The following is a 20,318-nucleotide window of genomic DNA, read 5'->3' as shown; positions in this document are numbered from 1 at the left end:
GGGGGAAGGAGTCTGACCGACACGAGAGACCCGATGTTTAAAAAAATCCTCATCGCCAACCGTGGAGAGGTCGCCCTGCGCATCGTGCGCGCCCTGCAAGAGCTCGGCATTGCCAGCCTCGCGGTCTACGCCGACGACGACGCCCAGGCCCCGCACGTGCGCGCCGCTGACGCAGCGCTTGCGTTGGGCATGACTGGCCCGTCGGCGTATCTGGACGGCGCGCGCCTGCTGGCCATCGCGCGCGAGCACAGCGCGGACGCCATCCACCCCGGCTATGGCTTTTTGAGCGAGCGTGCCGATTTCGCCCGCGCCTGCGCGGCTGCCGGGGTGCGCTTCATTGGCCCCACGCCCGAGCAACTCGACGTGTTGGGCGACAAGGCGCAGGCGCGCGCATTGGCGCAGCGCTGCCGCGTGCCGGTGCTGCCGGGCAGCCCCGGCGCCGTCACGCTGGACGAGGCCCAGGCTTTCCTGGCCGCACAAGCCGGCGCGGGCGTGATGCTCAAGGCCGTCAGCGGCGGCGGTGGGCGCGGCATGCGGGCGGTGCGCTCGGCCGATGAAATGGCCGCGGCGTATGAGCGCTGCCGCGGCGAGGCGCGCGCCGCCTTTGGCGTGGACGAGGTGTACGTCGAGCGGCTGATGGCCAGCGCGCGCCACATCGAGGTGCAGGTGCTGGGCGATGGCCATGACGTGATCGCCCTGGGCGAGCGCGACTGCACGCTGCAGCGGCGTTTTCAAAAGCTGGTCGAGATTGCGCCCAGCCCGGTGCTGACCAATGCCTTGCGCACGCGCCTGATCGACGCCGCGCTGACGCTGGCGCGCGCCGTGCGCTATCAAAACCTGGGCACCTTCGAGTTCCTGGTCGATCCCGCGTCCAGTGATTTGCCCTTCGTCTTCATGGAGGCCAACCCGCGCCTGCAGGTCGAGCACACCATCACCGAAGAGGTGTTTGGCGTCGATCTGGTGCAGGCGCAGATCCGGCTGGCGGCGGGAGGCACGTTGCAAGAGCTCGGCCTCGATCCTGCCGCGCCGCCCCGTCCGCAAGGCTTTGCCATCCAGTGGCGCATCAACGCCGAGACGCTGGACGCGCAAAGCAAGGCCACGCCCGGCAGCGGCCAGCTCACACGCTTTGACGTGCCCACCGGCCCCGGCCTGCGCGTGGACACGCACGGCTTTGCCGGCGCCACGCCCTCGCCGCACTACGACACCCTGCTGGCCAAGCTGATCGTGCACGCGAACGGCGGCTTCGATGCCGCGCTGCGGCGCTCGCGGCGGGCGCTGGCCGACTTTCACATCGACGGTGTGGCGACCAATCTGCCGCTCTTGCGCGCGCTGGCCGATCGCAGCGAGATGGCCAGCCAGGCCGTGCACACGCGCTGGCTTGAAAGCGTTCTGCCCGAGCTGCTCGATGCTTCAAAAAATATAGCTGTCAGCGCGTTCCCCACAAGCGCCACAGGCCAAAATCATTCAAAACCAGCGACCGACGCGCCGCCCCACGCCATCCTCGCGGCCATGCCCGCGCGCCTGGTGCAGCTCAGCGTGGCCGAGGGCGACGAGGTGCCCGCCGGCGCCGAGATCGCCGTGCTCGAAGCCATGAAGATGGAGCACGTCATCACCGCGCCGCACGCCGGCCGCGTGGCGCGCCTGCTGGCCGTGCCCGGTGGGTATCTGGCGCAAGGCCAGCCGCTGCTGGTGCTCGAACCCATCGAGGGCGAGGCGCACGCCAAGAAGGAAGACGCCGCGGCGCACGACCCCGACCACATCCGCGCCGACCTGCAGCGCGTGACCCAGCGCCGCGCCCACACGCTGGACGCCGCCCGGCCTGAGGCCATGGCCAAGCGTCATGCGCAAGGCAGCCGCAGCGCGCGCGAGAACATTGCCGACCTGTGCGACGAGGGCAGCTTCATCGAATACGGCCAGCTTGCCATTGCCGCGCAAACGCGCCGGCGGACGATGGAGGATTTGATTGCCAACACGCCCGCCGACGGCATGGTGACGGGCATCGGCGGCGTCAACGGCGCGATCTTCGGGGCAGAAAAAGCGCGCACCGTGGTGATGAGCTACGACGCCACCGTGCTGGCCGGCACGCAAGGCATGCGCAACCACGCCAAGACCGACCGCATGCTGGGCATCGCGCAAGCGCAGCAACTGCCCGTGGTGCTGTTTGCCGAAGGCGGCGGCGGGCGGCCCGGCGACACCGACACCGCCGTGGTTGCCGGCCTGCATGTGCACACCTTTGCCGCCTACGCCGCGCTGTCGGGCCAGGTGCCGGTGGTTGGCATCGTGCACGGGCGCTGCTTTGCCGGCAACGCCGCGCTGGTGGGTTGCAGCGACGTCATCATCGCCACCCGTGCCAGCAATATCGGCATGGGTGGGCCGGCCATGATCGAGGGCGGTGGTTTGGGCGTGTTCAAGCCCGAGGACATCGGCCCGAGTGACGTGCAACACGGCAACGGCGTGATCGATATCCTGGCCGACGACGAGACCAAAGCGGTGGCGGCGGCGCGCCACTACCTGTCGTTCTTTCAGGGCCGCGTGAAGGACTGGATAGAGCCCGACCAACGCCTGCTGCGCCAGGTGGTGCCCGAAAACCGCCTGCGCGTGTACGACACCCGCGCCGCCATGGCGGGCCTGGTCGATGCAGGCAGCCTGCTGATGCTGCGCACGGGTTTTGGCGTGGGCATTCACACCGCGCTGGCGCGCATCGAAGGCCGCCCCGTGGGCCTCTTGGCCAACAACCCGCTGCACCTGGGCGGCGCCATCGACGCACCGGCGGCGGACAAGGCCGCGCGCTTCATGCAGCTGTGCGACGCGCATGGCCTGCCGCTGGTCAGCCTGGTCGACACGCCCGGCTTCATGGTCGGCCCCGAAATCGAGAAGACCGCGCAGGTGCGCCACGTCAGCCGCCTGTTCGTCACCGCCGCGAGCTTGCGCGTGCCGTTTTTCAGCGTCGTGCTGCGCAAGGGCTATGGTTTGGGCGCGATGGGGATGACCGCGGGCAGCTTTCACGGGCCCGTGTTCACCGTCGCCTGGCCGACGGGCGAATTCGGCGGCATGGGGCTGGAAGGCTACGTGCGCCTGGGTTTTCGCAAGGAGTTGGAGGCCGCCCCCGAGGGCCCCGAGCGCGATGCCCTGTTTGCCAAGCTGCTGGCGCGCCAATATGCGCACGGCGAGGCCATCAACATGGCGAGCACGCTGGAGATCGACGCGGTGATCGACCCGGCCGAGACCCGCGCCTGGCTGGCGCGCGGGCTCGCCGGGGCCCGTACAGGCTTGGCCCGCCCCCGTTTTGTCGATGCGTGGTAGCGCCTGAAGGGGAGGTGCGCAGCGCGTTGTGCACGGATGGGCATTTCTTCGTTGGCGCGGCGGGGTCGATCGTTCATCCCACGACGGGTGTCGAATGCCAGCGCGCTCCCGATGCGATGGATGCATTGGTGAACGATCGCGCGCTCCGTGCGCTGCGAGCCATCCGGCCAATGCAGGCGCTTCGCCGGCGCGTCACTGCGGTGTCGCCGCGCCAGGCGCCGGGGCTTCGCGCGCCTGCCGCTCGATGAAGCGCTCCACCTCGTCCAGCGGCACCGGCCGCGCCAGCAGGAAGCCCTGAAACAGCTCGCAGCCGCGGTCGGCCAGAAAGCGGTACTGGGCCTCGGTCTCCACGCCTTCGGCGATCACCGACAGCTTGAGGCTGTGCGCCAGCTCGATGATGGCGCTCGAGATCGCCGCGTCGCTGGGATCGGTCAGCACGTCGTCGACAAAACCCTTGTCGATCTTGAGCTGGTCCAGCGGCAGGCGCTTGAGGTAGGCCAGCGATGAATAGCCGGTGCCGAAGTCGTCCAGCGCCAGCGTCACGCCGGCGCGCTTGAGCGTGTCCATCTTGGCCAGGGTGATCTCGGCGCGGTCGGCCAGCAGGCTTTCGGTCAGCTCCAGCTTGAGCAGACGCGGCGGCACGCCCTGCGCGACGATGGCGGCCATGACCTGATCGACGAACTCCGGGTGGCGAAACCAGCGCGCGCTGATGTTGACGGCGATGCCGAGCTCGCGCGTCTCGGGCCGCTGTGCCCATGCGGCCAGCCGCTGGCACGCCTGCTGCATGACCCAGTGGTCCAGCGGCAGGATCAGCCCGGTGTCTTCGGCGATCGGGATGAATTCATCGGGCCCGATCAGACCCCGCACGGGGTGCTTCCAGCGCAGCAGCGCTTCCACCCCCACCACGCGGCGCGCGCGATCGAACTGCGGCTGGTAGTACAGCAGAAACTGGTCGCCCGCCTGGAGTGCCGCGCGCAGATCGGCGCCCAGGGCTGCGCTGGCGCTCAGCGCGGCCTGCAGCGCAGGGTCGAAGAAGGCCACCGTGTTGCGCCCCAGGTTCTTGGCTTGGTACATGGCCATGTCGGCCTGCTTGAGCAGCTCGCTTACACCCTCGTGCGCGGCGCTGAACTGGGCCACGCCGATGCTGACGGTGCTGTAGTGCTGGTAGCCGTCCAGATCGAAGGGCTCGCGCATGCGCGCCAGCACCTTGCTGGCCACCGTCAGCGCCTTGTCGACGGCGCCCCTGCGCTCGCGTCCCAGGTCCTGCAGCAGCACCACGAACTCGTCGCCGCCGATGCGCGCCACCGTGTCGGTGCGACGCACGCAGCCGGTCAGCCGTTCGGCGATGCGGCGCAGCAGCAGGTCGCCGCGCGAATGCCCCAGGGTGTCGTTGAGCACCTTGAAGTTGTCCAGGTCGATGAACATCAGCGCGCCCTCCTGGCGGCTTTGCTCGCTGACGGTCAGGGCGGACTGCAGGCGTTCGATCAGCAACTGGCGGTTGGGCAAGTCGGTCAGCGCGTCATAGAAGGCCAGGTGGTGGATCTTGGCGTCGGCCTGCTTGCGCTGGGTCACGTCGCGCCCCACCGCCACCCAGTGCGTGACGCGCTCGTGCTTGCCGCGCACGGGCACCACGTCCAGGTCGATCCAGTGGCTCGCGCCATCGCGGTGGCGCAGCAGCATTTCGCGCCGGCGCAGCGGTGCGCCGTGCGGGTGGGCCAGGCCACGCGAGAGCTCATCCAGCAGGGCCGCACCCACGCCCTGCTCCAGCAGCGCCAGGTCGCGGCCGACCACCTCGCCGCGCGTGAACCCCGTCAGGCGCTCGAAGGCGTCGTTGACGAAGGCGATGAGCGCGCCGGGCGGCTGCTGGTCCAGCACTTCGACGATCAGCACCACGTCGTTCAGGCGCGCGATGCCGGTCTGCAGCAGCATCAATTGCTCCTGCGTGTGGCGCCGCGCGGTGACGTCGTGCAGGTACACCGCCAAGCCCTCCGCATAGGGGTGGGCGCGCAGTTCGAGCCATTTTCCCAGCGCGGGGTAGAAGTCCTCGAACACGGCGCGCCGGTTGTGCGCCAGCGCGTCTTCGAGCTCGTGGCCCAGCAGGCCCTCGCTCTGGCCCGCCAGCCGTTGGTGGATCGGCTGGCCCAACAATGCGCTGGCGTCCAGGCCCAGCAGATGCTCGCTCGCGCGGTTGACATACATGAACCGGCCTTGCCGATCCAGCGTCACGAAGGCGTCGGTGATGCTGGCCAGCGTCGTGGTCAGCCGCATCGCCAGGCGCGTGGTTTCTTCCTGGGCCTGCTTGCGCGTGGTCACGTCCTGCACCGCGCCGTGGATCTCGCGGGTCGTGCCGCCGGGTGCATCGATGACTGCTTCGCCGATGAAGCGCAGCCAGCGGCGCGTGGCCTCGGCACCGCCCAGCGGCACCTCGACGTCGATCGGCCGGCCGTCGCGCAGGCAGGCCACGAAGGCGTGGCGCAGCGGTCGGGCCGCGTCGGGCGCAAAGCGCTGCAGCAGCGTATCCAGCGGCGTATCCAGCGACGTGGGTGGCGCTTCGCCCGCATCCATGATCTGGGCGGCATCGCTGCTGAGCTCCAGGCGTCGCGGCTCCACGGCGTACACCCAGCTGCCCATTTGCAGCGCCCGCAGGGTGCCGTGCAAGCGGGCCTGCAGCGGGCCGGTCGCGCGCGGTGCGTCGGATGGCCGCGTCGCCGCGCCAACCGGTCGCGCCTGCAGGCCACCCGCGCTCAGCGCGTGCGCCAGGCGTTCGAGCCGCTGCGGTGCATCGGCCACCGCGGCATCGGCCTGAAAACCCATGGCGAGCAGCCAGCCGGCAGCGGCGCCGCCCGCCTCGCGCAGGGGCGTTGCCACCGATTGCCGCACCGGGCCGGGGTCCAGCAATGGTGCGGCTGTCGCGTCGCCCTGCTGCGCCCACGCCAGCAGGGCGGGCAGTTGCGCGGCTTGCATGGGCGCGCCAAAGGCGCCCCAGCGCGGCGGCGCGCTTGCGCCGGGCGCCAGCCACAGGGCCGCCGCGTCCAGCCCCGTCAGCTCGGCCGCCAGCCGGGCGATGTCGTCGAGCGCCGCATCGCGAATAGGGTGCGGCGATGCACGCGCAGGCATTGCGTCGTGCTCTGATGCTTTCGATATCGGCTTGAGCGAATTTTTCACGATCGGATGCATAGCGTGGACAGTGGCTGGACGAAGTTGTCGTGCTTCGCGTGGTTTTGGTTTATTGTGACGTCCTCACACGATTGTGAACATGTGTGTCACGCTGCGCATCTGGATGGTCGGTGCATGAAAGGCACGAATCCGCGAGCGGTTTGAAGGTCAGGCGCGCCACCGGGTGATTCAGGCGGCGTTGGGAGATCAGGGATGACAACAACATTTCAGGCGCTGCGTCAGTGCGCCAACGTAGCCGAGTTGCGGTCTGCCGTGCGCCAGATCTGCGCACCGTTTGGCCCGATTCAACGGCTCGACATCCTCACCTCGGTGCACGAGGGCGTGCAGCAGGCCATCTGTTTTCTTCGCCTCGCCGACCGAGCGCACGAACCGGCGCTGATGACGGCGTTGGGCGTGGGCCGCTTCGGCGGCGAGATCGTTTTTGTCGTGGACCTGCCCGACCAGTCCGCGGGCGAGGACGACGGGCCGGCGGGGCCGTCTTCGCAGTGGGCCGATTTCGACGATCTGTAGGGTGCTGCACAACTTGGTTGCGCAGCCGTCGCGGGCTCTCGACGAATATCTTGTCGTGCGCTGCTGGATGACCCGGTCGAGGTCATATCGAGGTCGCCGTGGGATTGCAGCAGGCTTGTCAATGGCGCAGGGAGCCGATCAGCGCACTCGCCCCATCCCACAAAATCTGCACGCCGATGCTGAGCAGAATGAAGGCCATCAGCCGCATGAAGACGATCTGCCCCATTTCGCCCAGCGGACGCAGCAGACGCGTGGCGTAGCGGTAGGTCAGCGCCACCAGCACGCCGATCAGCGCCATGCCCAGCATGCCGCCGGCAAAGGTGACCAGCGACTCGGCCACCTTGGGCGTGTGCAGGCTGGCGCCCACGGTGATGGCCACGGCGATCGATCCGGGACCGCAGGTGAGCGGAAAGGTCAGCGGGTAGAAAGCGCGGATGCGCATGTTGCTGGCGGTCACCGACTGCGCCATCTGGTCGGGATCGCCCTCGGCCGCCTGCTGGGCGTTCAGCATGCGCCAGGCCATGGAAGCCACCACCAGGCCGCCGGCCACGCGCACGATGGGCAGCGAGATGCCGAAGAAATCCAGCACGTAGGAGCCCACCAGCGTGGCGCCGATCAGCAGCATGGCCACGTGCCGGCCGATGCGGCGCGCCAGATCGGCGCGGGTGGACTCGTCCACTCCATGCGTGAGCGTGGTGAACATGGGCGCCGTGGCCAGCGGGTTGACGATGGGCAGCACGGTGGCCACGGCAAACAGCAGGCTCTTGCCGAAAGTGCCGAGCAGGAGCGGGATTTCCATGGGCGCTAATGTAACGGGGCGATGGTTCGCGTGATAAGCTGAATTGCTTGCCTCGCGCGTGCATGGTGCCGAGGCCTACCCAGGAGAGACTTCATGCCCGGTTTGCTGCCCCACATCGACCCCGACGGCCTGCTCGAATTTTCGGTGGTCTACACCGACCGCGCGCTCAACCACATGTCCAAGCGTTTTCAGGGCGTGATCAAGGACATCAGCGCAATGCTGAAAGAGGTGTATGGCGCCGACGCCACCGCGCTGATCCCCGGCAGTGGCACCTTCGGCATGGAGGCCGTGGCGCGCCAGTTTGCCGGCGGGCAGAAGGTGCTGATCGTGCGCAACGGCTACTTCAGCTACCGCTGGAGCCAGATCCTGGAGGCCGGCGGCATCACCAGCGGCGAGCGCATCACGGTGCTGAAGGCGCGTCGCACCGGCGATGGCGCGCAGGCCCCGTGGGCGCCGGCGCCGATCGACGAGATCGTGGCCGCCATTGCGCGCGAGCAGCCGGGCGTCGTCTTTGTGCCGCACGTGGAGACGGCCAGCGGCATCCTGATGCCGGACGATCAGCTCAAGCGCATCGGCGAGGCCGTGCACGCGGCGGGCGGCCTGTTCGTGCTGGACTGCGTGGCCTCGGGCGCGGTGTGGGTGGACATGCGCGCTTTGGGCGTGGACGCGCTCATCAGCGCGCCGCAAAAGGGCTGGAGCAGTTCGCCCGCCTGCGCCATGATCGGCCTGTCGGCGCGCGCGGTGAAGGCGCTGGAGGGCACGACGAGCAGCAGCTTCTCGATGGATCTGAAGAAGTGGCACCAGATCATGCAATCGTATGAGACCGGTAGCCATGCCTACCACGCCACCATGCCCACCATGGCGCTCGTCGACCTGCGTGACACCATGCGCGAGACGAAGGAGCGCGGCTTTGCCACCGTGCGCGCGCAGCAGTTCGAGCTGGGCCGCCAGGTGCGCCAGCTCCTGGTCGATCGCGGCTTTCCCAGCGTGGCCGCAGCGGGCTTCGAGGCCCCGGGCGTGGTGGTCAGCTACACCACCGACCCCGAGGTGCAGAACGGCAAGAAGTTCATCGCCCAGGGTGTGCAAAGCGCCGCCGGCGTGCCCCTGATGTGCGACGAGCCCGCAGGCTTCTCCACCTTCCGCCTGGGCCTGTTCGGGCTGGACAAGTGGGCCCACGTCGAGCGCAGCGTGGGCCAATTGGCGGCGGCGCTGGATCGCATGGGCTACCCGGCGCGCGCCACCGCCGCGGCCTGAGGGGCGTCATGAGCGCCGCACGGCCGCCCGAAGGCGCGAGCGCCCCCTTGGGGGGCAGCGCAACAGGCGCAGCCGTGGAGCGTGGGGGGCCAAGATGAGCGCCGCACGGCCGCCCGAAGGCGCGAGCGCCCCCTTGGGGGGCAGCGCAACAGGCGCAGCCGTGGAGCGTGGGGGGCCATAGTGCCTGCGCCGCTGCCTTGGCTGGTGGTCACCACCGTCGGCTCGCGCGAAGAGGCGCAGGCTTTGGCGCGCGCCATCGTGCACCTGCAACTGGCGGCCTGCGCGCAGATCGAGCCGATCGACAGCATCTACCGCTGGCGCGGCGAGGTGTTCGAGGATGGCGAGTTTCGCGTGCTGTTCAAGACCATGCCCAGCCAGTACGCACAGGTGGAGGCCGCCATCCGCGCGCGCCACCCCTACGAGCTGCCGGCCATCCACGCCATCGCCACCGTGGCGGCCGACCCGGTGTATGCCGCGTGGGTCGCGGAGAATTCGGGCGGCGCCGGCGATCGGGTGCCGATCGGCGGTTTGCTCTGAACCGCCTTGCCCCCTCTCCGCCTGGGAGAGGGCCGGGGTAAGCGCCAGCGTGGCCCTAAATGGGCAGCCAGCGAAACACCAGCGGCATCAGCACCGATGCCAGCAACACCTGCAAGCCCAGCGCCAGGCCCGCATAGGCGCCGGCGCTGGGGTGGACCTGCAGGGCGTGTGCCGCGCCGATGCCGTGCGAGGCTGTGCCCAGGCCGAAGCCGCGCACGCGCCAATCGTCCTCGCTGGTGCCAAAGCCCATGCGGGTGTAGAGCACGCGGGCGCTGAGCGCGCCGATGACGCCAGTGGGCACGGCAAAAAAAGCGGCCAGCGCCGGAACGCCGCCGATCTTTTCGGCAATGCCCATGGCCACCGGCGCCGTCACCGACTTGGGCGCCAGCGACAGCAGGACCTCGCGCGGCAGCCCGAACAGCGCACCGAGCCCAACCGCCGTGACCGCCGCGATGGTGCCGCCCACCAGCGCGGCCAGCAGGATGCGATGCCAGTGCTGGCGCAACTCGCCCAGGCGCTCATACAGCGGCCAGCCCAGGGCCACCACCGCCGGTCCAAGCAGAAAGTGAATGAACTGGGCGCCCGCAAAATAGGTTCCGTAATCGACGCCGGTCAGCACCAGCGCCGTGGCCAGCACCAGCATGCTCCACAGCACCGGATTGGCCCATGGGGCCTGGCCGACGCGGCGATACGCGCTCATCGCCAGCACGTAAACCGACAGTGTGGCGGTCAAGCCGAACAGCGGCTTGGATGCCAGGTACACCCACAGCGCGACAAAGTCCGGCATCACGACCCCTGGCTGTCACCGTGCGCGGGGCGCTCGCGCACGGCCCGCAAGGTCCAGGCCGTCGCGGCCAGGCCGGCCCAGGTCGACAGCGTGATCACCACCAGGATCCGCACGCCGTACGTGGCCAGCAGGCCCAGATGGGCCATGACGCCCACGGCCACCGGCACGAACAGCAGCGACAGATGGCGCAGCAGGAATCCGGCGCAGGCGGCCACCTGACGGTGGATGCCTGGAACGCGCAGCAGCGGCAGCAGCAGCACCATGCCGATCACGGGCCCCGGAAACGGCAGCACGAGCGCGTGGGCCAGCAACTCGCCCAGCGATTGCAGCACCAGCAGCCAGGCCATGCCCTTGAGGCCTTCCAGGCCATGGTCGGTCATCAGAAGCGTTCCAACTCGGGAAACGGCAGGCGCCCACCCTTGAACACCTGCTTGCCGTACTCGGCGCAGCGCACCAGCGTCGGGACCAGCTTGCCGGGGTTGAGCAGCTCGCCGGGGTCGAAGGCGTGCTTGAGCGCCATCATCTGCGCGTTCTCGGCGGCGGTGAACTGCACGCACATGCTGCTCAGCTTTTCCACCCCCACGCCGTGCTCGCCGGTGATGGTGCCGCCCATGGCCACGCTGGTCTCCAGGATGTCGGCGCCGAACAGCTCGCAGCGGTGCAGCTGGTCGGGGTCGTTGGCGTCGAACAGGATCAGCGGGTGCAGGTTGCCGTCGCCGGCGTGAAACACGTTGCAGCAGCGCAGCCCATATTTTTTTTCCATCTCGGCGATGGCCAGCAGGATGTCGGCCAGGCGCTTGCGCGGAATGGTCGAGTCCATGCACATGTAGTCGGGGCTGATGCGCCCGCTGGCCGGAAAGGCGTTCTTGCGCCCGCTCCAGAACTTCAGGCGCTCGGCCTCGGTCTGGCTCACGGCAATCTGCGTGGCGCCCGCCTGCGTCAGCACCGCCGACATGCGCTCGATCTCTTCGGCCACCTCCTCGGGCGTGCCGTCGCTCTCGCACAGCAGGATGGCCGCTGCATTCAGGTCATAGCCGGCATGCACGAAGTCCTCGACGGCGGCGGTCATGGGCTTGTCCATCATCTCCAGCCCGGCCGGGATGATGCCGGCGGCGATGACGGCGGCCACCGCCTCGCCGGCCGCGCGCACATCGGCAAAGCTGGCCATGATGCAGCGCGCCAGCTGCGGCTTGGGCAGCAGGCGCACCGTCACTTCGGTGGTCACGGCCAGCATGCCCTCGCTGCCGGTGACCAGGGCCAGCAGGTCGTAACCGGGCGCGTCCAGCGCTTCGCCGCCGAATTCGATCGGCTCGCCCTGGACCGTGAAGCCCTTGACCTTGAGCACGTTGTGCAGCGTCAGGCCGTACTTCAGGCAATGCACGCCGCCCGAGTTTTCGGCCACGTTGCCGCCGATGGTGCAGGCAATCTGGCTGCTTGGGTCGGGCGCGTAGTACAGGCCGTGCGCGGCGGCGGCCTCGCTGATGGCCAGGTTGCGCACGCCGCACTGCACGCGGGCGATGCGCGCCAGCGGGTCGATCCTGAGGATTTGGTTGAAGCGCGCCAGCGACAGCGTCACGCCGCGCTCGTGCGGCAGCGCGCCGCCCGACAGCCCCGTGCCCGCGCCGCGCGCCACCACCGGCACGCCCAGGGCGTGGCAGGTTTGCAGCACGGCCTGCACCTGCTCGTCCGTCTCGGGCAGGGCCACGGCCATGGGCCGCTGGCGATAGGCCGTCAGCCCGTCGCATTCATAAGGGGTGGTTTGCTCGTCGGTCCACAGCAGGGCAGCGGGCGGCAGCACGGCTTGCAGTGCCTGCACCACCTGGGCTTGCCTCTGCGCGTGGCTGGGAGCGTCGGGCGCGGCCGGGCTGGATGTGGGGAGGGCGGGCTCTTGCATGGGACGACTCGGGGGCAACAAGGATGACACTATATCGGCCCGCGTGGCGATGGCGCGCAATCAGGGCGCGCGCGCAAAAAAGCCCGCCGGTGGGGGCGGGCTTTCCTGGCCGGGGGGCGTCCGCGGGTCAGGCGGCGCTGAGCCAGTAGCCGGCGTTGAAGGGGCTGCTCATGCGCAGCGCCAGTGGGGAGATGTCCACGAGCTTGTCGGTGGGCATTTTTTCGCCGGACTCGATGCCGGAGTCGTCGGTCGCTTCGGTGTTTGCCTCGTTCGCCCGTTCTGCTTGGCTGGTGTGTGCAGAACGGGCTACCGAAAAGAATAGAAGCACCGGAACGGGATCTTGCGATCGCTCCAGTAGTCGGCCGCGTCGCGGAAGATGTCGAGCAGCTGCTCGCGCGCTTCCTTGTCGAACTTGGGCGTGGCCGGAATGTGCTCGAGCACGACGATGAAGCCCGGCTGCGAGCCCGCCTTGTGCAGCGGGTCGGTCATGCAGTCGTACAGCGCGTCGAAGTTCTTGCCGAAGTGCGCCGGCAGGCTGAACTGCGCGGCCAGTTGGTCGAGCACGTCCTGCTTGGTCTGGGCCTGCGCCAGGTTGGCGTACAGGAAGTGCTGACCCAGCTCGGTGGCGGCCTCCTGCAAGTCGCCCGCGTGAAAGGCGCGAATCGACTGCACGATGTTGGCGCGCACGTTTTTCAGGGGCACATCCCCTGGTTGACGAAGTGGCTGATCCATCTCCGCTGCTCTCTCTGAAGTCAATGACCGATCCGGCACAGCCAGCTGTACCGGTTGAAACTGCTCATGCGCCTTCATGGCTCGACGATCCTCTTGAAACTCGAATAATGGTCGCTGGTGTAATAACAGGCGTCGGGTTGCGTGCGCTCGGCGCCGCCACAGACGATGCGGCGGGCGCCCCGATTGCGCGCACCGGGGGTTTCGACGGTGTATTCACGGTAGTAGCCGCGCCGCATGGCGGGCAACTGGCGTTCGCGATTGCCGAAAACCACGCCGTCCTTCTCATGGGGGAACGGCCCGCCTTGATGAATCAGGCGCCAGGTTTGCTGGCCCTGGCGGGGCAATTCGGCCACCGCGATGGTGGTGGATTGCGCCCCCCAGAACCCGCTGCGCGCCTGGGCCACGCCCGTGCCGACCCAGGGGGTTGCGCACAGCGACAAAACCAGGAGCGATCGGGCAACATGCGATGCCGCTGTTCGCAACATGAAAAAACACCTCTCAAGAACCCCGGGTAAACCCGAAAATTCCAAGGCGATAGTGTGACGCAGCGGGCGAGAAAAATCAAGCACTTGCCCATGCTCCTGCGAGGGCCCGTGCGGGTGAAAAAGCAAAATTAGTGTGCGCTCACTAATTTCGCAGGGCTGTGTTTTCAATCATTCGCGTCGGCGACGGCCAGTGCCGTCATATTCACGATGCGGCGCACGGTGGCGCTGGCCGTGAGAATATGCACAGGTTTGGCTGCGCCCAGCAACACCGGGCCGATGGCAATGTTGCCGCCGGCGGCGGTTTTCAGCAGGTTGTAGGCGATGTTGGCCGCGTCGATGCCGGGGAAGACCAGCAGGTTGGCGTTGCCGGCCAGCAGCGCGCCCGGCATCTGCGCGCGCCGCGCGGCGCCGTCCAGGGCCACGTCGCCGTGCATTTCGCCGTCCACCTCCAGCCAGGGGGCGCTTTCGCGCAGCAGGGCCAGGGTGCGGCGCATCTTGAGCGCGCTGGGCTCGTCGCTGGTGCCGAAGTTGGAATGCGACAGCAGGGCGGCCTTGGGGTGGATGCCGAAGCGCAGCATTTCCTTGGCCGCCATGGTGGTGATGTCGGCCAGCGCCTCGGCGCCGGGGTCGTAGTTGACGTGGGTGTCCACCAGAAACAGCTGCCGGTCGGGCAGCAGCAGCCCGTTCATGCAGGCGTACACCGGCGCGCCGGCGCGCTTGCCGATGACCTGGTCGATGTAGTGCAGGTGGTTGGCCGTGGTGCCCCAGGTGCCGCAGATCAGGCCGTCCACATGGCCGTGGTGCAGCATCATGCAGCCGATCAGGGTCAGGCGCCGGCGCATCTCGATCTTGGCCACCTGCACGGTGATGCCCTTGCGCTCGGTCATGCGGTGGTAGGTTTGCCAGAACTCGCGATAGCGGTGGTCGAAGTCGGTGTTGACCACGTCGTAGTGCGTGCCCTCCTTCAGCCGCAGGCCGAACTGCTCGACGCGCTGGGCGATGATGGCCGGCCGCCCGATCAGCGTGGGGCGGGCGATGCCCTCGTCCACCACGATCTGGGCCGCGCGCAGCACGCGCTCTTCCTCGCCCTCGGCAAAGGCAATGCGCTTTCTGGCGGCGGCGCGGGCCGTGTCGAAGATCGGCCGCATCGTCGTGCCCGATGCGTAGACGAAGGCCTGCAGCTTCTCGCGGTAGGCGCCCATGTCGGCAATCGGGCGCCCGGCCACGCCGCTGGCGGCCGCCGCCTCGGCCACGGCCGGGGCGATCTTCATCATCAGGCGCGGGTCAAAGGGCTTGGGGATGAGGTATTCAGGCCCGAAGGCCAGCTTTTCACCGGCATAGGCGCGCGCCACCACCTCGCTTTGCTCGGCCTGCGCCAGCTCCGCGATGGCGTTGACGGCGGCGATCTCCATCTCGCTGGTGATCGTGGTGGCCCCGCAGTCCAGCGCGCCGCGAAAGATGTAGGGGAAGCACAGGACGTTGTTGACCTGGTTGGGGTAGTCGGTGCGGCCGGTGGCGATCAGCGCGTCGTCGCGCACCGCCTTCACGTCCTCGGGCATGATTTCGGGGTTGGGGTTGGCCAGCGCCAGGATCAGCGGCCGCGCGGCCATGCGCGCGGCCATCTCGCGCTTGAGCACGCCGCCGGCCGACAGGCCCAGAAAGACGTCGGCGCCCTCGATCACCTCGGCCAGGGTACGCTTGTCGGTCTGTTGCGCGTACACCGCCTTGTCCGGGTCCATCAGCTCGGTGCGGCCTTCGTAGACCAGGCCCTTGATGTCGGTCACCCACACGTTCTCGCGCGGCACGCCCAGCTTCACCAGCAGGCCCGTGCAGGCCAGTGCGGCCGCGCCCGCGCCGGAGACCACCAGCTTGACGTCCTCGATCTTCTTGCCCACCACCTTCAGGCCGTTGACCACCGCCGCGCCCACCACGATGGCCGTGCCGTGCTGGTCGTCGTGAAACACGGGGATGCTCAGCCGCTCGCGCAGCTTGCGCTCGACGATGAAGCACTCGGGCGCCTTGATGTCCTCCAGGTTGATGCCGCCAAAGGTCGGCTCCAGCGCGGCGATGATCTCCACCAGCTTGTCCGGGTCCTTCTCGGCGATCTCGATGTCGAACACGTCGATGCCCGAGAACTTCTTGAACAGCACCGCCTTGCCCTCCATCACCGGCTTGCCCGCCAGCGGGCCGATGTCGCCCAGGCCCAGCACGGCCGTGCCGTTGGTGATGACGCCCACCAGGTTGCCGCGCGCGGTGTACTTGAAGGCGGCGGCCGGGTCGGCCACGATTTCTTCGCACGGCGCGGCCACGCCCGGACTGTAGGCCAGCGACAGCTCGTAGCGGTTGCTGACGGTCTTGGTCGGCTGCACGGCAATCTTGCCGGGCACGCCGTGCTCGTGATAGTCCAGCGCGGCCTGGCGCAGCTGGGCTTGTTTGTCGTCGTCGCTGGGGATCGGGGTGGTCATGGGCATTTCCTCGGGCACCGCTCGGGTCGGTGGTGGATGGGCGCGGCGATTGTAGGAAACCAGCCTGTACGGGTGCGCGCGCTGCCCGTATCATGCGCCCACATTTCACCCAACGGAGCGGCCCGCCATGGCACTGATGGATTTCATCAAGAAACAGTTCATCGACATCCTGCAATGGACCGAGACCGGCGACGGCACGCTGGCCTGGCGCTACCCGATGCAGGACATGGAAATCCAGAACGGTGGCCAGCTGGTGGTGCGCGAGTCGCAGGTGGCGATGTTCGTCAACGAGGGGCAGGTGGCCGACGTGTTCGGCCCCGGCACGCACACGTTGACCACGCGCACCCTGCCGGTGCTGACCTACCTGAAGAACTGGGACAAGCTGTTCGAGTCGCCCTTCAAGAGCGACGTGTACTTCTTCAGCACGCGCCAGCAGATCGATCAGAAATGGGGCACGCCCCAGCCCATCACCGTGCGCGACAAGGAGTTCGGGGCCGTGCGGCTGCGGGCCTTCGGCAACTACGCCTACCGCATTGCCGACCCGAAGAAGTTCTACACCGAGATCTCGGGTACGCGCGACGCCTACAACGTGAGCGAGCTGGACGGCCAGCTGCGCGGCCTGATCATGCAGAACATCGCCACCGGCATCGCGCAAAGTGGCGTGCCCTTTCTGGACCTGGCGGCCAACCAGCAGGCCTTTGCGCAGGCGTTGGCCAGCGCCCTGGGCCCGGCCATGGAGGCCTATGGCCTGAAGCTGGAGGCCACCACGGTGCAAAGCATCTCGCTGCCCGACGAGTTGCAGAAGGTGCTGGACCAGAAGATCGGCATGGGCATGGTCGGCGGCGACATGGGCAAGTTCATGCAGTACCAGACCGCACAGGCCATCCCCAAGATGGCCGAGGGCGTGGGCGCGGGTGGCGACGGCGGCGGCCTGGCCGGCGCCGGGCTGGGCATGGGCGCGGGCGTGGCCATGGGGCAAATCCTGGCGCAGAACATGCAGTCCGCGCTGCAGGGCGGCGCGCCCGCGGCCGGGCCTGCCGCGGCAGCGCCGGTGGGCGTCAAGCCCGAGGACGTGATGGCCACGCTGGAGAAGCTGGGCGAGCTCAAGACCAAGGGCATCCTGACCGAGGACGAGTTCAACGCCAAGAAGGCCGAGCTGCTCAAAAAGCTCGTTTGATACTATTAAAACAATAGCTGTTGGCGCCCGCTGCATGCGCGCCAGCGGCCTGAAACCTTCATAAAATGGCCACCGACGCCCCGCAGCGTCACTACCGCGCGCCCTGCCCGTCCTGCGGCGCGCCGGTGGAGTTTTTGAGCGCCAGCGCGCCCTATGCCGTGTGCGGCTACTGCCGCAGCACGGTGGTGCGCAGTGGCGACCAACTCAAACGCATCGGCCGCATGGCCGAGCTGTTCGACGACCACAGCCCGCTGCAATTGATGGCCAGCGGGCGCGTCACGCTGGACGGGCGCGAGCAGCCCTTCACCCTGGTCGGCCGCCTGCAGTACAAGAGCGACGCGGGGGTGTGGAGCGAATGGATCGCCGCGCTGGATGACGGGCGCACCGCCACCCTGGGCGAGGACAACGGCAGCTACGTCTTCACGCAAGCCGACAGCGGAACACTGGTACCGCCCCAGTGGGCCAAGCCGGACGTGGGCAGCACCATCAACGTGGCGGGGCAGTCCTGGCAGGTGGCCTTCAGCGGCGCGGTGCAGCTGATCGCCGCCGAGGGCGAGTTGCCCAAGCTGCCGCCCCTGGGCCAAGCCTTCAACCTGATCGAGCTGCGCAGCGAAAACGGAGAGGTTTGGTCCATCGACTACGGCCACGCGCCGCCGCAAATCGAGCGCGGCCGCGCCGTCCAGTTGGCGGACTTGCAACTGAAGGGCCTGAAGGACGAATCCGCGCGCGAGGACGCCGGCGGACGCTCCTTCGCCTGCCCCAATTGCGGCGCGCCCGTCAGCGTGCTGCTCGACAGCTCCAAAAGCTGCACCTGCCCCAGTTGCCACAGCGTGATCGACCTGTCGCAGGGCGTGGGCGGCGAGCTCAAGGCGGTCGAGCAGTCCGTCCATTCCACGCCGCTGATCCCGCTGGGCAAGGTGGCCACGCTGCAGGGCGCCAGCTGGCAGGTGGTGGGCTATCAACGGCGCCAGGGCCGCGAGCCGGGCGACGATGAAAGCTTTGCCTGGAGCGAATACCTGCTCTACAACCGCGAGCGCGGCTTTGCCTTTCTGGTCGACGCCGAGGACGGCTGGAGCCTGGTGCACACCGCCACCGGCGCGCCGCGCATCGACGCCGACCGCAAACGCGCCACTTACCTGGGTAGCACCTACCAACTGCAATCGAGCTACGAGGCCACCACCACCGAGGTGCTGGGCGAGTTCTACTGGCCCGTGCAGGCCGGTCAGCAAACCGCCAACCACGACTACGCCAATGGCAACAACCTGCTGTCCACCGAGCGCAGCAACGGCGAAGTCACCACCTCGGTGGGCAGCAAGATCAGCGGGCAGATGGTGGCCGAGGCCTTCGGTCTGGTCGCGGCCCGGCAGCAGTTCGAGCGCCAGACCGTCGGCCCCTTCGTCGCCGCCAAGGGCGTGGGCTGCGCCACCATCATCCTGATCGTGGTGGCGCTGATCATCGTGATGGTGCTGGTCAGCAACTGCTCGGGACCATCGGGCAGCGGCGGCGGCTACTCGCGCAGCTCGGGCGGCTCGTATGGCGGCTACTCCAGCGGCGGCAGCCACAAGTGATCACTTTTCGCACCCGGAGGACTTCATCATGGATCAGCACTGGCTCAACCCCGCCGCCTTCGTCGGCTCCATCGTCTACGCCCTCGTCGGCGTGGTCATTTTCTGGCTGTGCTTCATCATCATCGACAAGCTCACGCCCTACGACCTGTGGCTGGAAATCGTCGAAAAGCACAACCGCGCCCTGGCCCTGATCGTGGCCGCCATGTGCCTGGGCGTCAGCATCATCGTGGCGGCGGCGATACATTGACCCACCCCCAGTCTCCACACGCTGTGCGTTGTTGCGCCCGGTGCTCGCCGCCAGAGGCGGCGGCCCTTCGGTCTGTCCAGACCTGCGCAGGCAGGTCTGGAGCCGCAGACCTCAGCCCCCTCGAAGGGGGCATCGCCAGTGGCCGGCGCAGGTCCGGCCACGGCGATCGCTGGCGTGGCCTGCTCCGCGGCCCTTGGGCTCCTGGGGCTGCATGCGCCGCAGGCGATGAGGTGCGCCGCGCCCCATGAACGCCCAGCCCTCCGCGATCGTTGCGCCCGCGCGCCCCACCCCCCGCCCCATCGCCGTGGCGCTGCTGGCCAGCGTGTTCGTGGTGGCCGCGTGCGGGCTGCTGTACGAGCTGGCCGCGGGCGCGCTGGCGTCCTATCTGCTGGGCGACTCGGTGCTGCAGTTTTCCACCGTCATCGGCACCTACCTGTTCGCCATGGGCGTTGGCTCGTGGCTGTCGCGCCATTTCGAACGCGAGCTGCCGGCGCATTTTTTGCGCATCGAGCTGTTGATCGCCCTCCTGGGCGGCGCGTTGCCGGCCGTGCTGTTCATCGCCAACGCCACGGTGCCGGGGGCGTTTCGGCCGCTGCTGTACGCCCTGGTGCTGGCGGTGGGCACGCTGGTGGGGCTGGAGATTCCGCTGGTCATGCGCATCCTGCGGCGCGACGTGAGCCTGAAGGATCTCGTCAGCCAGGTGCTGACCTTCGACTACCTGGGCGCGCTGGCGGTGTCGCTGGCCTTTCCGCTGCTGCTGGTGCCGCAGCTGGGGCTGATCCGCACCGGCTTTCTGTTTGGCCTGATGAACGCCGCGGTGGCCGTGTGGGCGCTGTGGCTGTTTCGCCATGAGCTGCCGCGCTGGCGCGAATTTGCCGTCGCCTGCGCGCTGGTGGGCGCGCTGCTGCTGGTGGGCATGGCCGGCGCCGGGCAGATCACCACGCTGGCCGAGGAGCGCTTCTATCAGGACCGCATCGCCTTTGCCGAAACCACGCCGTACCAGCGCATCGTGGTCACGCACGGGCGTGGCGGCTACCGCTTGTTCCTGAACGGCAACCTGCAGTTTGCCGAGCGCGACGAATACCGCTACCACGAGGCCCTGGTGCACCCCGCCATGGCCGCGCAGGGCGCGCCGCGCCGCGTGGCCGTGCTGGGCGGGGGCGACGGCATGGCGGTGCGCGAGATCCTCAAATACCCCTCGGTCGAATCCGTCACCCTGGTCGAGCTGGACCCGGCCATGACGCGGATGTTTCGCGATACGCCACAACTGGCGCAGCTCAATGCGCATTCCCTGAGCAACCCCAAGGTGCACATCGTCAACACCGACGCGTTTCAGTGGCTGCAACAGGGAGATGAAACCTATGATGTGGTTGTGGTGGACTT

Annotated in this window: 16 protein-coding genes; 8 read left to right on the top strand and 8 right to left on the bottom strand. The window is 68.4% G+C overall.

Annotation, left to right across the window (positions count from 1 at the left end; all coding sequences use genetic code 11):
* Positions 1–33 precede the first annotated feature (33 nt).
* Positions 34–3,303, top strand: coding sequence for a carboxyl transferase domain-containing protein (locus tag U1F38_RS16310; RefSeq protein ID WP_409988130.1), 3,270 nt, complete (start codon positions 34–36; stop codon positions 3,301–3,303).
* Positions 3,304–3,495: 192 nt separating this feature from the next.
* Here U1F38_RS16310 and U1F38_RS16305 read toward each other — a convergent pair whose 3' ends face one another.
* Positions 3,496–6,420, bottom strand: coding sequence for an EAL domain-containing protein (locus U1F38_RS16305; RefSeq protein ID WP_409988129.1), 2,925 nt, complete (start codon positions 6,418–6,420; stop codon positions 3,496–3,498).
* Between the two features lie 252 nt (positions 6,421–6,672).
* Between U1F38_RS16305 and U1F38_RS16300 the strand changes: the two genes are divergently transcribed.
* Positions 6,673–6,990: an RNA-binding protein gene (locus tag U1F38_RS16300; RefSeq protein WP_409988128.1), complete on the top strand. Its 318-nt coding sequence runs from the start codon at positions 6,673–6,675 to the stop codon at positions 6,988–6,990.
* 118 nt (positions 6,991–7,108) lie between these two features.
* Here U1F38_RS16300 and U1F38_RS16295 read toward each other — a convergent pair whose 3' ends face one another.
* Positions 7,109–7,789, bottom strand: a complete 681-nt coding sequence (locus tag U1F38_RS16295; protein WP_409988127.1) for a MarC family protein — start codon at positions 7,787–7,789, stop codon at positions 7,109–7,111.
* Between the two features lie 93 nt (positions 7,790–7,882).
* Here U1F38_RS16295 and U1F38_RS16290 point away from each other — a divergent pair, with 93 nt between their 5' ends.
* The gene (locus U1F38_RS16290) at positions 7,883–9,043 is read left to right on the top strand and encodes an aminotransferase class V-fold PLP-dependent enzyme (RefSeq protein ID WP_409988126.1); all 1,161 of its coding nucleotides are present in this window, start codon (positions 7,883–7,885) and stop codon (positions 9,041–9,043) included.
* 180 nt (positions 9,044–9,223) lie between these two features.
* Positions 9,224–9,580, top strand: coding sequence for a divalent-cation tolerance protein CutA (gene cutA / locus U1F38_RS16285; protein WP_409988125.1), 357 nt, complete (start codon positions 9,224–9,226; stop codon positions 9,578–9,580).
* A gap of 55 nt (positions 9,581–9,635) precedes the next feature.
* On the opposite strand, the gene U1F38_RS16280 is transcribed toward cutA, so the two are convergent.
* From U1F38_RS16280 to U1F38_RS16255, 6 genes are all read right to left on the bottom strand, one after another.
* Positions 9,636–10,367, bottom strand: coding sequence for an LrgB family protein (locus U1F38_RS16280; protein WP_409988124.1), 732 nt, complete (start codon positions 10,365–10,367; stop codon positions 9,636–9,638).
* Positions 10,367–10,732 carry a CidA/LrgA family protein gene (locus U1F38_RS16275; protein ID WP_409988156.1) on the bottom strand — a complete coding sequence of 122 codons (366 nt, stop codon included), beginning with the start codon at positions 10,730–10,732 and terminating at the stop codon, positions 10,367–10,369. The genes U1F38_RS16280 and U1F38_RS16275 overlap by 1 nt, the downstream gene beginning before the upstream one ends.
* A gap of 14 nt (positions 10,733–10,746) precedes the next feature.
* Positions 10,747–12,261 carry an FAD-linked oxidase C-terminal domain-containing protein gene (locus tag U1F38_RS16270; RefSeq protein ID WP_409988123.1) on the bottom strand — a complete coding sequence of 505 codons (1,515 nt, stop codon included), beginning with the start codon at positions 12,259–12,261 and terminating at the stop codon, positions 10,747–10,749.
* A 306-nt stretch (positions 12,262–12,567) separates the two neighbouring features.
* Entirely contained in the window at positions 12,568–12,993 is a 426-nt protein-coding gene (locus U1F38_RS16265; RefSeq protein WP_409988122.1) for a barstar family protein, read from the bottom strand.
* Positions 12,994–13,067: 74 nt separating this feature from the next.
* Positions 13,068–13,478, bottom strand: coding sequence for a ribonuclease domain-containing protein (locus tag U1F38_RS16260; protein WP_409988155.1), 411 nt, complete (start codon positions 13,476–13,478; stop codon positions 13,068–13,070).
* Positions 13,479–13,642: 164 nt separating this feature from the next.
* Entirely contained in the window at positions 13,643–15,943 is a 2,301-nt protein-coding gene (locus U1F38_RS16255) for an NADP-dependent malic enzyme (protein WP_409988121.1), read from the bottom strand.
* A gap of 127 nt (positions 15,944–16,070) precedes the next feature.
* Here U1F38_RS16255 and U1F38_RS16250 point away from each other — a divergent pair, with 127 nt between their 5' ends.
* The 4 genes from U1F38_RS16250 to U1F38_RS16235 form a co-directional block, all read left to right on the top strand.
* On the top strand, positions 16,071–17,120 hold the full coding sequence (locus U1F38_RS16250) for an SPFH domain-containing protein (protein WP_409988120.1): 1,050 nt from the start codon (positions 16,071–16,073) through the stop codon (positions 17,118–17,120).
* A gap of 65 nt (positions 17,121–17,185) precedes the next feature.
* Positions 17,186–18,688, top strand: a complete 1,503-nt coding sequence (locus tag U1F38_RS16245) for a DUF4178 domain-containing protein (RefSeq protein WP_409988119.1) — start codon at positions 17,186–17,188, stop codon at positions 18,686–18,688.
* Between the two features lie 28 nt (positions 18,689–18,716).
* Entirely contained in the window at positions 18,717–18,935 is a 219-nt protein-coding gene (locus U1F38_RS16240; RefSeq protein WP_409988118.1) for a DUF350 domain-containing protein, read from the top strand.
* Between the two features lie 244 nt (positions 18,936–19,179).
* On the top strand, positions 19,180–20,318 hold a 1,139-nt coding region (locus U1F38_RS16235; protein WP_409988117.1), incomplete at its 3' end, for a polyamine aminopropyltransferase.

Source organism: Ottowia sp. (genome assembly GCF_046348305.1).
In the GTDB taxonomy this organism is placed as follows: domain Bacteria; phylum Pseudomonadota; class Gammaproteobacteria; order Burkholderiales; family Burkholderiaceae_C; genus Ottowia.
The sequence above is the reverse complement of the archived record's forward strand: the minus strand, read 5'-3'. Positions and strand labels throughout refer to the sequence as shown.

Bases quoted from the DNA above. Each gene is read 5' to 3' on its own strand.
- U1F38_RS16310 (WP_409988130.1), top strand. From the start codon at position 34: ATGTTTAAAAAAATCCTCATCGCCAACCGTGGAGAGGTCGCCCTGCGC.
- U1F38_RS16305 (WP_409988129.1), bottom strand. From the start codon at position 6,420: ATGCCTGCGCGTGCATCGCCGCACCCTATTCGCGATGCGGCGCTCGAC.
- U1F38_RS16300 (WP_409988128.1), top strand. From the start codon at position 6,673: ATGACAACAACATTTCAGGCGCTGCGTCAGTGCGCCAACGTAGCCGAG.
- U1F38_RS16295 (WP_409988127.1), bottom strand. From the start codon at position 7,789: ATGGAAATCCCGCTCCTGCTCGGCACTTTCGGCAAGAGCCTGCTGTTT.
- U1F38_RS16290 (WP_409988126.1), top strand. From the start codon at position 7,883: ATGCCCGGTTTGCTGCCCCACATCGACCCCGACGGCCTGCTCGAATTT.
- U1F38_RS16280 (WP_409988124.1), bottom strand. From the start codon at position 10,367: ATGCCGGACTTTGTCGCGCTGTGGGTGTACCTGGCATCCAAGCCGCTG.
- U1F38_RS16270 (WP_409988123.1), bottom strand. From the start codon at position 12,261: ATGCAAGAGCCCGCCCTCCCCACATCCAGCCCGGCCGCGCCCGACGCT.
- U1F38_RS16265 (WP_409988122.1), bottom strand. From the start codon at position 12,993: ATGGATCAGCCACTTCGTCAACCAGGGGATGTGCCCCTGAAAAACGTG.
- U1F38_RS16260 (WP_409988155.1), bottom strand. From the start codon at position 13,478: ATGTTGCGAACAGCGGCATCGCATGTTGCCCGATCGCTCCTGGTTTTG.
- U1F38_RS16255 (WP_409988121.1), bottom strand. From the start codon at position 15,943: ATGACCACCCCGATCCCCAGCGACGACGACAAACAAGCCCAGCTGCGC.
- U1F38_RS16250 (WP_409988120.1), top strand. From the start codon at position 16,071: ATGGCACTGATGGATTTCATCAAGAAACAGTTCATCGACATCCTGCAA.
- U1F38_RS16245 (WP_409988119.1), top strand. From the start codon at position 17,186: ATGGCCACCGACGCCCCGCAGCGTCACTACCGCGCGCCCTGCCCGTCC.
- U1F38_RS16240 (WP_409988118.1), top strand. From the start codon at position 18,717: ATGGATCAGCACTGGCTCAACCCCGCCGCCTTCGTCGGCTCCATCGTC.